The organism is Massilia sp. YIM B02763, assembly GCF_030412015.1.
Classification (GTDB): Bacteria; Pseudomonadota; Gammaproteobacteria; order Burkholderiales; family Burkholderiaceae_D; genus Telluria.
In genome coordinates this window covers 64,190-76,693 of record NZ_JASNRD010000011.1, presented here as the reverse complement: position 1 = coordinate 76,693, position 12,504 = coordinate 64,190, and the positions used below count along the sequence as shown (strand labels likewise).

Sequence of the window (12,504 nt, the reverse complement as noted above, 5' to 3'; positions counted from 1 at the left end):
GGTGTTCCTCATCAAAGTGTCGATGGCTCCAGACTAAAGCCCACGCTCGATAAAGTAAAATCGAATTATCTTTTGCAATCATCAAGATTTCTGGAGCTGTTTCTTGATCAACTACAAGCACCTTCAATACTTTTACGTGGTAGCGACCACCGGCACGGTGGCCGCGGCGGCGCAGCGCCTGCACGTCACGCCGCAGGCGATCAGCGGGCAGTTGCAGCTGCTCGAGGACCAGCTCGGCGAAGCGCTGCTGCGCCGCAAGGGCCGCGTGCTGGAATTGACGGACGCGGGCAAGACGGTGCTGCTGTATGCCGAACGCATCTTCGACCTCGGCAACGAACTGGAACAGACCGTGCGGCGCGGCCTGTTCCGAGAGGCGGAGACGCTGCGCGTGGGCGTCGGCGACATGATCCCGAAGACGCTCGCCTTCCGCCTGCTGCAGCCGGCACGCGATGCCGGGCTGGCGCTGCGCCTCGTCTGCCGCGAAGGTCCGCTGGACGCGCTGCTGCAGGACCTGGCCGCGCACCGCCTCGACCTGGTCATCACCGACCGCGGCCTGCCCGCGGGCAGCGCCGTGCGCGGCCATACGCACCTGCTGGGGTCCAGCACGCAGACGGTCCTGGGCCACCCCGGCCTGTGCGCCCAATGGGAAGGCGGCTTTCCGCAGCGCCTGCGCGGCGCGCCCTTCCTGCTGCCGGGCGCCGACACGGCCCTGCACAGCCAGCTGCAGGCCTGGTTCGACCTGCAGGACCTGCGCCCCATCGTGGCCGGCGAATTCGACGACGGCGCGCTGCTGATGTCGTTCGCGCGCGAGGGCGCTGGCTTCGTGCCGGCCCCCACCGTGCTGGCGCCGACCATCTGCCGCGAATACGGCCTCGTCGCGCTGGGCGAGATCGGCACGATCGCCGAGCAGTTCCATGCCGTGACCGTGGAGCGGCGCATCGACCACCCGGCCGTGCGCCGCATCCTCGAGCGGGCCGGGACGCTGTTCGCCACCTAGCCGGCTGCGCCGGCGCACCCCGGCATGATCTTTACTCGCATTAACATTGCGCCTCCGCAATTTTTAATATTTCGCAGGTAATATAAAGAGCCATGCCCGCCATGGCCGTCCGGCGGCGCTTCGTCCATCGATTTGCGGGGGTGCATGTGAAGTACGTCACCGTCGGCGCGTCGCGCAACGCCCGGCTCAAGTTGTTCGGCTATTACGTGCAGCGGGCCGTCACCAGCCGCCGCATCCGCCATGCGGCGACGCGCGCCGCGGTCGCCCTGCTCGGCACGCTGCACGGGCGCATCGAGCGCCGCCAGCCGGCCGGCGCGGGCGCCGCGCTGCGCGCGCAGGGCTATGCGCCGCTGGGCAGCCTGCTGTCCCCCGCCCAGTGCGCCGAGGCGCTGGCCTGGCTGCGTGGACGCGACATGGTGGCCGTGCGCGGCGATGGCCGCGCCTTCTCCATCGACGACGTGCCGCCCGGTGCGCGCGTCGCCGACTTCCCGGTCGGGAGCGCCGTCCATTGCCCGCACCTGCTGGCGCTGGCGAACCGTCCCGACCTGCTGGCCGTGGCCACGGACTACCTCGGCTACACGCCGACGATCACGCTGATGGGCTTGCGCTGGTCGTTTCCGCGTCCGACCAGCGATGCCGACGTGCAGGGCTTCCACCGCGATTCCGACGCCGCCAGCATCAAGCTGCTGGTCTACCTGACCGACGTCGACGCCGACTCCGGACCGCACAGCTACGTCGCCGGCACCCACCTGGACCGCATGCCGCTGCGCCTGCGCCGCTATGCCGACCAGGAGATCGTGCGCAAGCACGGGACCGGCATCGTCGTCACGGGCCCGGCCGGCACCGGCTTCTTCATCGATACCCGCGGCATCCACAAGGGCACGCCGCCGACGCGCCGCGCGCGCCTCGTGCTCATCGTCCAGTACTCGCTGCTGCCCTGCCTGATCTACGACTACGCGCCCGTCCCCTACCATGGCGACCTGCGCGTCGACCCCTACGTCAACCGCCTGCTGATCGCGCCGGCGGCCCGCTGACGCGGCCTCAGTGCGGCGTCACCAGCTTCAGCCCGACGATCCCGGCCGCGATCAGGCCGATGCACACGAGGCGCGCCACGGTCGCCGCCTCGCCGAACAGCGCCATGCCCGCCAGTGCCGTGCCGACGGCGCCGATGCCCGTCCACACCGCGTACGCCGTCCCCAGCGGCAGCGTCTTGACGGCCTGGCCGAGCAACAGCACGCTCGCCACCATCGCCGCCACCGTGCCCACGCTGGGCCACAGGCGGCTGAAGCCGTCCGTGTACTTGATCCCGACGGCCCAGGCGATTTCGAACAAGCCTGCCAATCCCAAGACGAGCCACACCATGTTTGTTTCTCCCGATGATCGAATGCTTCGCATGATAGGTGCGGCGCCGCGATCCTCCAAGCCGCGCGCATCCGTCACGCTGTTCACGTGGACCGAGCAGCCCCATGCGAACGCCGATTTCGATACGCTGCACCGGAGCATGAACGACGCCGCGATCTCGGCCTGCTACTGCTCCGTCTTCGACGAGTGCTACGTACGCCGCGACAATGATGCAGAGAAGCCGCAAGTTGTCGCCCACTGCCCCGCGCGGCAACTGGCGTTCGGCCCGGGTTTCCGCAAGGACTGATTCAAATCCTGCGGCGCCGGTATTCGTCCAGGAAGGACGCCGCCTCGCGCGGCGTGAGCACCTTCACCGGGTCGCCATGCCAGGCATACAGGAACGGCGGCCCGCCGTCGCGGTCCGTCAGCTTGGCGCGGATCAGGAAGCGCGTGCCGGCCGGATAGCGCGCCGGGTCGGCCAGCGCCCGCGCGCACTGCACCCGCATCGACGTGGCGTAGGCCTGGCCCGCCACCGGCTTGATGCGCAGGCGGCCCGTGCGGGCGTCGAGCACGGATTCGACCGCCACGTCGCGGTAGGCCCAGGGATCGCGCGCCATCTCAAGCCTTCGCCGCGCTTGCCGCCGGCAGCGCCAGCGGCGCTTCGCGGATCGGCAGGTTGACCAGGGCGGCCAGCGCGGCCAGCACGATGTCCGCGTACCACATCCACGCATAGTCGCCGAACCGCACGACGGCGAGCCCGCCCAGCCAGGCGCCGAAGAAGCCGCCGACCTGGTGCGACAGCAGCGTCAGCCCGAACAGCGTGGACAGGTAGCGCATGCCGAACAGCTTGCCGACCAGGCCCGCCGTCGGCGGCACCGTGGCCAGCCAGGTGAAGCCCAGCGCGGCGGCGAAGGCGTAGAAGGTCATGGGTGTCTTGGGCGCGACGAGGTACAGCGCGATGATGACGGCGCGGCTGCCGTACATCAGCGCCAGCAGCCATTTCATGCGGTAGCGCTGGCCGAGGGCGCCGGCCGTCAGCGAACCGAAGATGTTGAACAGGCCAATCAGGCCCAGCGCCGTCGCCGACACGGAAGCCGACAGGCTGCACAGCGCCACCTCGCCCGGCAGGTGGGTGACGAGGAAGGCGATGTGGAAGCCGCAGGTGAAGAAGCCCGCATGCAGGCACAGGTAGCTGCGGTCGCGCAGGGCCTCGCGCAGCTGGCCGCCCAGCGTGAGGGCCGGCAATGCGCCATGGCCGACGACGCTGCCCGTTGCGGCGGCCGCGGCGGGCGTCTTGCCGCTCAGCGGGCGGGCCAGCGGGATCGTCAGCAGCGTGGTCGCGGCCAGCGCCAGCATCGCGGAAACCCAGCCGAAGGCGGCGATGAGCGCATGCACGGCGGGCGCGAACACGAACTGGCCGAAGGAACCGCCCGCATTGATGAAGCCGGACGCGAAGGCGCGCCGCTCGGGCGGCAGGCGCTGCGCGGTGGCGCCGATCAGGATCGAGAAGCTCCCCGCCCCTGCGCCGGCCGCCGACAACACGCCCAGCGTGAGCAGCAGGCCCCATTGCGAGGACACGAAGGGCGTGGCGGCCAGGCCGGCGGCCAGCAGGACGCCGCCCAGCACGAGCACCCTTCCCGGGCCGTACTTGTCGGCGACGGCGCCGAACACGGGCTGCGAGGCGCCCCACATGAACTGGCCGACGGCCATCGCGAAGCTGATCGATGCGATCCCGAGGCCCGTGGCGGTATTGATCGGGGACAGGAACAGGCCCGTGGTGAGGCGCGCCGCCATCGTCAGCATCAGGATGGCGCTGGCGGACAGGATCAGCAGCCAGGCGCTTCCCGGGCTCATCGCAGGTGCGTTCGTCATGGCGTCCCCGTTGTTGTTGGTTCTGCCATTATCGCGGCGAACGGACGCCGCCGCAAATCCACCGTCGCCCCTGCGCAGGCAGGGGCCCAATTGCGCGTGCAGCACGGCTGCGCATGCAGAAATTGGATTCCTGCCTGCGCAGGGACGACGCGCTAAAAGTGCTGCCGCTGTATCAGCTCTCCGCGCGCACCAGCAACGCCGTCGCCTGCGCCGCCATCCCCTCCTCGCGGCCGAGGAAGCCCAGCTTCTCGTTGGTCTTGGCCTTGATGTTCACCTGCTGCGGCGACACGCCGATGTCCTCGGCGATGCGCGAGACCATCTGCGGGATGTGCGGGCCCATCTTCGGCTGCTGGGCGATGATGGTGGCGTCGATGTTGCCGATGGTGTAGCCGGTGGCGACCACGCGGTGCGCCACTTCGCGCAGCAGCGTGCGCGAGTCGGCGCCCGCGAACATGGGGTCGGTGTCCGGGAAATGCTTGCCGATGTCGCCGAGGCCGGCGGCGCCCAGCATGGCGTCGATGATCGCGTGCAGCAGGACGTCGGCGTCCGAGTGGCCAAGCAGGCCCAGGCGGTGCGGGATGGTCACGCCGCCGACGATGAGCTTGCGGCCCTCGACCAGGGCGTGGCAGTCATAGCCGGTTCCGATGCGAAACGGCGGGGTTGGGTTGTACGATGCGAGTGCCATGGTGTGTCGTGTGCGTCTTAAACGAGTTCGGGTTGGGAGACCGCCAGGTAGATCTCGGCGATGCGGATGTCTTCCGGCAGCGTGACCTTCAGGTTGCGCGGATGGCCTTCCACCAATCTTGGGCTCAATCCGAGCGCTTCAACCGCACTGGCGTCGTCGGTAATCGTGTTCGGGTCGGTGGCGGCACTGAGCGCCTCGCGCAACAGCTGGTAGCGGAACATCTGCGGGGTCTGGGCCAGCCACAGGCCGTTGCGTGGAATGGTGCCGGCCGCCTCGCCGTCGATGCAGCGCTTGACGGTGTCGACCACGGGCAAGGCCAGCAGGCCGCCGGCCGGATGGTCGCCGGTGGCCGTCACCAGCTTTTCGATCAGTTCGGCCGTCAGGCCCGGGCGGGCGGCGTCGTGCACCAGCACCCAGTCCGTGTCCGACAGCGTGCTGGCCAGCACCGCCAGGCCGTTGCGCACGGATTCCATGCGGCTGTCGCCGCCGCAGCGCAGCACCGTCACGCCGTGGCTGGGAGCGACGCTGTCGATGTACGGATCGTCCGGGCTGACGACGACGAAGGTATGGGCGATCAGCTCGCTGGACAGGAAGGCGTCGAGCGTATGGCGGAGCATGGGCTTGCCGCCGATCTTGAGGTACTGCTTCGGGCTGCTGGCCCCCATGCGGGAGCCGACGCCGGCAGCGGGAATTAATGCGAAGTAACGCGGTGCTTGAGTCATGTATGTTGATGGACGAGCTGCGGATTATGCGCCCGGTCGTCTTGTCGATCCAATAAGAGACTGTACCTCACCTTGGCAAACTTTGCTGAGACGCGCGTATTCGACCGGGCTGTCGATGGCCGCCTGCAGGCGCTCCACGCGCATCATCTCGGCCTTGATGAAGGGCATCCAGTTGGCGTCGATCTCGGCTTGCAGCATGCTGCGCGCCTGGCCGCGGCGGGCGTACAAGGGCTTGCCGCTGAACCGTCTGGCCAGGCGGGTGCGGATGCGCTCTTCCACTTTCGGCAGGAAGTCCAGGTAGGTGTTGAGATGGCGCATTTCGTGGGCGAGTATCTCGCGATACGAACAGGTGTCCGGCGCGAATTCGCTGCCGACGTAGATGACGATGGGCGGATAGTACAGCGTCACGTCGACCTGCGGCATCACGCATTCGTTGCTGCCTTCGGGGTCTTGCAGCAGCACGCCGTCGACCTTGACGGAGACGCGCGATTCGGCGCGCGTGAGGCCCAGCACGAGCCCGTTCCTGACGGCGGTGCGCTTCAGTTGCGTCAGCGCGCGCCACGACAGGCTGTTGTCGACCCGGTAGCCGGTATCGCGCGAGGAGAACGTGGCGCCGGCCCTGCCGGCCGCTTCCTCGCAACGCTGCTGGAAGGCGCTGCGCGCCGCGCAGCTGCCCGCGGACGCGATCAGCGCCCATCCCAGCAACAGCTGCAAGGCAAGATTCACGCGGGTGTCCAGCTGCCTGCCAGGAATTTCTCGAGCCAGAACGTGCCGATCACCGTCTTGACGTCGGTGATCTCGCCCTTCCTGACCATCTCGAGCAGCTCGGGCACGGTGGCCGTGAACGTCTCGAGGAACTCGCCCTCGTCCAGCTTGGCATCGCCGGCCACGAGGCCGCGCGCCAGGAACAGGTCGAGGTGCTCGTCGGAATAGGCGATGGCGTTGTGGATCGTGCAGACGAAGTGCCACTCGCTCGCCGTATAGCCCGTCTCTTCCTCGAGCTCGCGCTTGGCCGAGGCCAGCGAGGCCTCGCCCGGGTCGATCTTCCCGGCCGGGAATTCGATGAAGACGCGGTCGTTCGGATAGCGGTACTGGCGTTCCAGCAGCACGCGGCCGTCGTCCAGCAGCGGCAGGATCACGACGGCGCCCGGGTGGCGGATGAATTCGCGCGCGGACTCCTTGCCGTCGGGCAGGCGGATGCGGTCGCGGGTGACTTTCAGGAAGTGCCCGTCGTAGGCGAGCTCGCCATCGATGCGGGTTTCTCTCAGGTGGGAATCGTCAGCGGTTTCCAAACAAGCTCCGGTGTGATCGTTGATCGGTCACCGGAGCTGTCGGACTCCGGCGGTCAGGCGGGGCGTGCCGTTTTCCGTTTCAGCAGGTAGCGGCCTACGAAACCGGGAAATGCCAGCACGACGAACAGGCAGGCCGTGATCGCATAGAACTCCCAGGTCTGGGTAAATGCATTACCGATCTGGCTTTCGAGCATGCGGGCCAATCCGCCGACGACGAAGTATAAGACAAACAACTCGAGAAGGCGCACGACGAAGTACTTGGCGTGCGCCTTGCCCAGCGCCGGCTTCACCGGGATGAAGCCGAATACGCGCTCATTGAGGAAAGGCAGGTTGGCGAACGCGATCGCGACCGCGATCACCAACCAGGCTGCGAGCGTGGTATCCACGGGCGCTTACGAACCGAGGGTCTTGGTCATCGCCGACAGGCAGGCTGCCAGCAGCCCGCCCGGCACGATGCCCAGCACCACGACCAGGATACCGTTCAGCGACAGCACGACGCGCATGTCCATCGGGGTCGAGATCGGGCTCGCATCGGCGACGTCGTCGAACCAGATGGTCTTGACGACGCGCAGGTAGTAGAACGCGCCGATCAGCGAGAACAGCACGGCCACGATCGCGAGCCACAGCTGGCCGGTGGCGACCACCGCCTGCAGGACCGCCCACTTGGCCATGAAGCCCATCATCGGCGGCACGCCGGCCAGCGAGAACATCAGCACGGTCATGACGATCGCGTACCACGGGCTGCGCTTGGCCAGGCCCTTGAAGTCGGCGATTTCCTCGGCTTCGAAGCCCGAGCGCGCCAGCATCATGATCAGGCCGAAGCTGCCCAGCGTGGTCAGCACGTAGGTGATCGTGTAGTACATCGACGCGCTGTAGGCGGTGGCGGCGTTGGCCGCGTTGCCGCCGACCACGCCGGCCGCCATGCCCAGCAGGACGAAGCCCAGCTGCGCAATGGTCGAATAGGCCAGCATGCGCTTGAGGTTGGTCTGCGCGATCGCGGTCAGGTTGCCCAGGGCCAGCGACAGCACGGCCAGCGCCAGCAGCATCTGCTGCCAGTCGAACGCCAGCGGCAGCAGGCCTTCGACCAGGATGCGGATCATCATCGCGAACGAGGCCAGCTTCGGCGCGGCGCCCAGCAGCAGCGTGACGGCGGTCGGCGAACCCTGGTACACGTCCGGCACCCACATGTGGAACGGCACGGCGCCCAGCTTGAAGGCCATGCCGGCCACGACGAACACGAGGCCGAACACGAGGATGGTGTGCTTCTCGGTACCGGCGGAGATGGCGTTCGAGATCGCGGTGATGTCCAGCGAACCGGTGGCGCCGTAGATCATCGAGATACCGTAGAGCATGAAGCCCGAGGCCAGCGAACCCAGGATGAAGTACTTCATCGAGGCTTCGGTCGAGGTCGCGTGATCGCGGCGGATGGCCACCAGCGCGTACAGCGACAGCGACATCATTTCCAGGCCCAGGTAGATCGGCAGCATGTTATTGCCGGAGATCATGATCATCTGGCCCAGCACGGTGAACAGCGCGAGCACGTAGAACTCGCCGCCCATATTCCCCGACATCATGCCGCGCTCGTCGGCGTACTGGCGCGAGTACACGAGGGTCACGCCCACGGCCAGGTAGGTGAACAGCTTGAGCAGGTTCGCCATCGGATCCGACACGAACATGTTGTGGAACGTGTAGGCGGTGGTGCCGGCACTGAAGTCGGCATAGGTGATGCCGGCGCAGACCACGAGGGTCAGCAGGGACAGCACGTAGGTCAGGTTACGCTTGCTGTCCTTCTTCTGGAACATGTCGATCAGAAGAATGGCGCAGGAAGCGATCACCAGGAAGATTTCTGCGCGGATCGGCCCGAAATCGTAGGCCGCCGTTGCAACAGTAGTGTCAATCATCGGATTCATAGAGTCTTATAGGGTCCGCTTGGCTTATTGGGGCAGCTTGCTGACCGACACGTGCTGCAGCAGGTCCGCGACCGAGACTTGCAGCGAATCGGTGAACGGCGCCGGATACAGGCCCATGTAGATGGTCAGGATGGCGAGCACGCCCAGCATGAAGAACTCGCGGCCGTTCAGGTCGACCAGCTCGGCGACGTGCTTGTTGCCGATCTTGCCGAACACGACGCGCTTGACCATCCACAGCGAGTACGCCGCGCCCAGGATCAGGGCGGTGGCGGCCAGCAGGCCGGTCCAGAAGTTGAACTGGACGGCGCCCAGGATGACCATGAATTCGCCCACGAAGCCCGAGGTGGCCGGCAGGCCGCAGTTGGCCATGGCGAACAGCACCGAGAACGCCGCGAACTTCGGCATGGTGTTCACGACGCCGCCATAGTCGGCGATCTGGCGCGAGTGCATGCGGTCGTACAGCACGCCAATGCACAGGAACATGGCGCCCGACACGAAGCCGTGCGAGATCATTTGCACGATGCCGCCCTGCACGCCGATCTCGTTGAAGATGAAGAAGCCCAGGGTGACGAAGCCCATGTGGGCGATCGACGAGTAGGCGACCAGTTTCTTCATGTCGGCCTGCACCATGGCGACCAGGCCGACGTAGATCACGGCGATCAGCGACAGCACGATGATCAGCGGGGCCAGGTAGTGCGAGGCGTCCGGCGCGATCGGCAGCGAGAAACGCAGGAAGCCGTAGCCGCCCAGCTTCAGCATGATCGCGGCCAGCACGACGGAACCGCCGGTCGGCGCTTCCACGTGGGCGTCCGGCAGCCAGGTGTGCACCGGCCACATCGGGACCTTGACGCCGAAGGCCATCAGGAAGGCCAGGAAGATCAGCACCTGCTCCGTCATCGACAGCGGGACGGCATGCCATGCCAGGATGTCGAAGGAACCGCCCGACTTGTTGTACAGGTAGATGATGGCGACCAGCGTCAGCAGCGAACCCATGAACGTGTACAGGAAGAACTTGAAGGCCGCGTACACGCGGTTCGGTCCGCCGAACACGCCGATGATGATGAACATCGGGATCAGGGTGGCTTCGAAGAAGAAGTAGAACAGCAGGCCGTCCAGCGCGACGAACACGCCGATCATCAGGCCCGACAGCAGCAGGAAGGAACCCATGTACTGGGCCACGCGCTCCGTGATGACTTCCCAGGCCGAGATCACGACGATGATCGTGATGAAGGCGGTCAGCGGCACGAACCACAGCGACAGGCCGTCGATGCCGAGGTAGTACTGGATGTTGAAGCGTTCGATCCAGGCGGCTTTTTCCACGAACTGCGGTCCGTGGGCGCTATTGCTGAACTGCGTGAACAGCGGGATCGTCGGCAAGAAGCTGACGATCGAACCGACCAGCGCCAGCACGCGGGTGAAACCCGCCTTGCTGTCGCGGCCGACGGCCAGGATCAGCACGCCGAACAGGATCGGCAGCCAGACCGACAGGCTCAAATATGGAGGAAAGGTTGAAATCGTGGACTGCATTTGTTTTTCTCTCTTTTAAGCCTGCCAGAACGGGAAGAAGTACAGCAGCGTACCCAGCACGCCCAGGATCATCACGAACGCATAGTGGTAGATGTAACCGGTCTGGAACGTACGGACGATGGTCGAGAACCAACCCACCAGCTTGGCGCTGCCGTTGACCACGAAGCCGTCGATCAGCGCGCGGTCGCCCACCTGCCACAGGCCCTTGCCCAGCAGGCGTGCGCCGCCGGCGAACACGACTTCATTGAACTTGTCCATGTAGTACTTGTTGTCCAGCAGGGTATGGATCGGCTTGAGCGCCTTGTAGAAGGCAGCCGGCACGCGCGGATTGATCATGTAGCAGTAGTAGGCGGCAACGACGCCGGCCAGTGCGAGCCAGAACGGGGCGGTCGTGAAGGCATGGATGCCCATCGCGGCGGCGCCATGGAACTCGTGGGCCAGTTCTTCCATCGCCGGGTGGTTCTCGCCGATGAAGATGACGTTCTTGAAGAAGTCGCCGAACAGCATCGGGCCGATCGCGAAGAAGCCGATGACGACCGACGGGATCGCCAGCAGGATCAGCGGCAGCGTGACCACCAGCGGCGACTCGTGCGGCTTCTGGCCCGGGGCCAGGCCGTGGTGGCCGAGATCGTCCTCTTCCTCTTCGTGGTGCGCGTCCGAATCGTGCAGCGCGTGCGGATCGTGGGCATCGTGCGAGGCAGCGACGTGCTGCTGGTGCGCGTCGTGGGCATGCGCGTGATCGTCATGCGCATGCGCCTTGCCGAAACGCTCTTCGCCGTGGAACACGAGGAAGTACATGCGGAAGGAGTAGAACGCGGTGATGAACACGCCGGCCGTCACGGAGAACGCGGCGAAGCCCGAACCCCACAGGTGCGATGCGTGCACCGCCTCGATGATCGAATCCTTCGAGTAGAAGCCCGAGAAGAACGGGGTACCGATCAGGGCCAGCGAGCCCAGCAGCGAGGTGATCCAGGTGATCGGCATGTACTTGCGCAGGCCGCCCATGTTACGCATGTCCTGGTCGTGGTGCATGCCGATGATGACGGAGCCCGCGCCGAGGAACAGCAGCGCCTTGAAGAAGGCGTGGGTCATCAGGTGGAACACGGCCACGTTGTAGGCCGAGACGCCCAGCGCGACGGTCATGTAGCCCAGCTGCGACAGCGTGGAGTACGCGACGACGCGCTTGATGTCGTTCTGGATGATGCCCAGGAAGCCCATGAACAGCGCGGTGATCGAGCCGATGACGATGATGAAGGACAGCGCGGTGTCCGACAGCTCGAACAGCGGCGACATGCGGCTTACCATGAAGATGCCGGCGGTAACCATGGTCGCGGCGTGGATCAGTGCCGAGATCGGGGTCGGGCCTTCCATCGAGTCGGGCAGCCACACGTGCAGCGGGAACTGCGCCGACTTGCCCATCGCGCCGATGAACAGGCAGATGCAGGCGGCGGTCAGCAGCGGCCACGAGGTGCCCGGTACGGTCATCGCGGACAATGCGCCGGCTTTCGCGAAGGTCTCGCCGTAGTTCATCGTGCCGGTGGCGGCCAGCAGCAGGCCGATGCCGAGGATGAAGCCGAAGTCGCCGACGCGGTTCACCAGGAACGCCTTCATGTTCGCGAAGATCGCGGTCGGGCGGGTGTACCAGAAACCGATCAGGAGGTAGGAGACCAGGCCCACCGCTTCCCAGCCGAAGAACAGCTGCAGGAAGTTGTTGGACATGACCAGCATCAGCATCGAGAACGTGAACAGCGAGATGTACGAGAAGAAGCGGTTGTAGCCGTCGTCCTCGGCCATGTAGCCGATCGTGTAGATGTGCACCATCAGGGAGACCGAGGTCACCACGCACATCATCATCGCCGACAGCGAGTCGATCTGGAAGCCGACGGCCATCTTCATGGTGCCGATGGTCATCCAGGTATAGACGTCGCCGTTGAAGGTGGCGCCGCCCATCACGTCCATCAGGGTCATGACCGAGATGACGAGCGCCACGAACACGCCGAGGATGGTCGCGCTATGCGACACCTTGCGGCCGACGACGTTGCCGAAGAACTTGGTGCCGAGCAGGCCGGCGATCGCCGAGCCCACGAGCGGTGCCAGTGGCACCGCCAGCAAGAGATTAGGGTTGAGTTGCCCCGCCATAATGAACCTTTTCTTATTT

The 12,504-nt window shown here is 66.0% G+C and carries 14 protein-coding genes; 3 read left to right on the top strand and 11 right to left on the bottom strand.

Going from position 1 to position 12,504, the window contains the following annotated elements; all coding sequences use genetic code 11:
* Positions 1-103 precede the first annotated feature (103 nt).
* Both QPK32_RS15405 and QPK32_RS15400 read left to right on the top strand, forming a co-directional pair.
* Complete coding sequence (locus QPK32_RS15405; RefSeq protein WP_290413669.1) at positions 104-997, top strand: LysR family transcriptional regulator; 894 nt, start codon at positions 104-106, stop codon at positions 995-997.
* Positions 998-1,143: 146 nt separating this feature from the next.
* Positions 1,144-2,031 carry a phytanoyl-CoA dioxygenase family protein gene (locus QPK32_RS15400; RefSeq protein WP_290413668.1) on the top strand — a complete coding sequence of 296 codons (888 nt, stop codon included), beginning with the start codon at positions 1,144-1,146 and terminating at the stop codon, positions 2,029-2,031.
* 7 nt (positions 2,032-2,038) lie between these two features.
* Here the strand turns inward: QPK32_RS15400 and sugE are convergent, their stop codons facing one another.
* Complete coding sequence (gene sugE / locus QPK32_RS15395; protein ID WP_290413667.1) at positions 2,039-2,359, bottom strand: quaternary ammonium compound efflux SMR transporter SugE; 321 nt, start codon at positions 2,357-2,359, stop codon at positions 2,039-2,041.
* On the opposite strand from sugE, the gene QPK32_RS15390 reads away from it, so the two are divergent.
* Positions 2,358-2,645, top strand: coding sequence for a hypothetical protein (locus QPK32_RS15390; RefSeq protein WP_290413666.1), 288 nt, complete (start codon positions 2,358-2,360; stop codon positions 2,643-2,645). The genes sugE and QPK32_RS15390 overlap by 2 nt on opposite strands.
* A gap of 1 nt (position 2,646) precedes the next feature.
* On the opposite strand, the gene QPK32_RS15385 is transcribed toward QPK32_RS15390, so the two are convergent.
* The 10 genes from QPK32_RS15385 to nuoL all read right to left on the bottom strand — a co-directional run bounded on the left by QPK32_RS15385 (position 2,647) and on the right by nuoL (position 12,485).
* The gene (locus tag QPK32_RS15385; protein WP_290413665.1) at positions 2,647-2,955 is read right to left on the bottom strand and encodes a hypothetical protein; all 309 of its coding nucleotides are present in this window, start codon (positions 2,953-2,955) and stop codon (positions 2,647-2,649) included.
* 1 nt (position 2,956) lies between these two features.
* Positions 2,957-4,210, bottom strand: coding sequence for an MFS transporter (locus QPK32_RS15380; protein ID WP_290413664.1), 1,254 nt, complete (start codon positions 4,208-4,210; stop codon positions 2,957-2,959).
* 172 nt (positions 4,211-4,382) lie between these two features.
* Positions 4,383-4,895, bottom strand: a complete 513-nt coding sequence (ispF, locus tag QPK32_RS15375) for a 2-C-methyl-D-erythritol 2,4-cyclodiphosphate synthase (RefSeq protein WP_290413663.1) — start codon at positions 4,893-4,895, stop codon at positions 4,383-4,385.
* Positions 4,896-4,912: 17 nt separating this feature from the next.
* Positions 4,913-5,617 carry a 2-C-methyl-D-erythritol 4-phosphate cytidylyltransferase gene (gene ispD / locus QPK32_RS15370; RefSeq protein ID WP_290413662.1) on the bottom strand — a complete coding sequence of 235 codons (705 nt, stop codon included), beginning with the start codon at positions 5,615-5,617 and terminating at the stop codon, positions 4,913-4,915.
* A 24-nt stretch (positions 5,618-5,641) separates the two neighbouring features.
* Complete coding sequence (locus QPK32_RS15365) at positions 5,642-6,343, bottom strand: hypothetical protein (protein ID WP_290413661.1); 702 nt, start codon at positions 6,341-6,343, stop codon at positions 5,642-5,644.
* Positions 6,340-6,909 (bottom strand): NUDIX domain-containing protein, encoded by a 570-nt coding sequence (locus QPK32_RS15360; protein ID WP_290413660.1) that lies wholly within the window; start codon positions 6,907-6,909, stop codon positions 6,340-6,342. Before QPK32_RS15360 ends, QPK32_RS15365 begins: the two co-directional genes overlap by 4 nt.
* A gap of 53 nt (positions 6,910-6,962) precedes the next feature.
* Positions 6,963-7,295: a DUF2818 family protein gene (locus QPK32_RS15355; protein ID WP_290413659.1), complete on the bottom strand. Its 333-nt coding sequence runs from the start codon at positions 7,293-7,295 to the stop codon at positions 6,963-6,965.
* Positions 7,296-7,301: 6 nt separating this feature from the next.
* Positions 7,302-8,819 carry an NADH-quinone oxidoreductase subunit NuoN gene (gene nuoN, locus QPK32_RS15350; protein WP_290413658.1) on the bottom strand — a complete coding sequence of 506 codons (1,518 nt, stop codon included), beginning with the start codon at positions 8,817-8,819 and terminating at the stop codon, positions 7,302-7,304.
* Between the two features lie 24 nt (positions 8,820-8,843).
* Positions 8,844-10,346 (bottom strand): NADH-quinone oxidoreductase subunit M, encoded by a 1,503-nt coding sequence (locus tag QPK32_RS15345; protein ID WP_290413657.1) that lies wholly within the window; start codon positions 10,344-10,346, stop codon positions 8,844-8,846.
* 15 nt (positions 10,347-10,361) lie between these two features.
* Positions 10,362-12,485, bottom strand: coding sequence for an NADH-quinone oxidoreductase subunit L (nuoL, locus tag QPK32_RS15340; RefSeq protein WP_290413656.1), 2,124 nt, complete (start codon positions 12,483-12,485; stop codon positions 10,362-10,364).
* Positions 12,486-12,504 lie beyond the last annotated feature (19 nt).

Bases quoted from the DNA above. Each gene is read 5' to 3' on its own strand.
- QPK32_RS15385 (WP_290413665.1), bottom strand. From the start codon at position 2,955: ATGGCGCGCGATCCCTGGGCCTACCGCGACGTGGCGGTCGAATCCGTG.
- ispD (WP_290413662.1), bottom strand. From the start codon at position 5,617: ATGACTCAAGCACCGCGTTACTTCGCATTAATTCCCGCTGCCGGCGTC.
- sugE (WP_290413667.1), bottom strand. From the start codon at position 2,359: ATGGTGTGGCTCGTCTTGGGATTGGCAGGCTTGTTCGAAATCGCCTGG.
- nuoL (WP_290413656.1), bottom strand. From the start codon at position 12,485: ATGGCGGGGCAACTCAACCCTAATCTCTTGCTGGCGGTGCCACTGGCA.
- QPK32_RS15380 (WP_290413664.1), bottom strand. From the start codon at position 4,210: ATGACGAACGCACCTGCGATGAGCCCGGGAAGCGCCTGGCTGCTGATC.
- ispF (WP_290413663.1), bottom strand. From the start codon at position 4,895: ATGGCACTCGCATCGTACAACCCAACCCCGCCGTTTCGCATCGGAACC.
- QPK32_RS15345 (WP_290413657.1), bottom strand. From the start codon at position 10,346: ATGCAGTCCACGATTTCAACCTTTCCTCCATATTTGAGCCTGTCGGTC.
- QPK32_RS15390 (WP_290413666.1), top strand. From the start codon at position 2,358: ATGTTTGTTTCTCCCGATGATCGAATGCTTCGCATGATAGGTGCGGCG.
- nuoN (WP_290413658.1), bottom strand. From the start codon at position 8,819: ATGAATCCGATGATTGACACTACTGTTGCAACGGCGGCCTACGATTTC.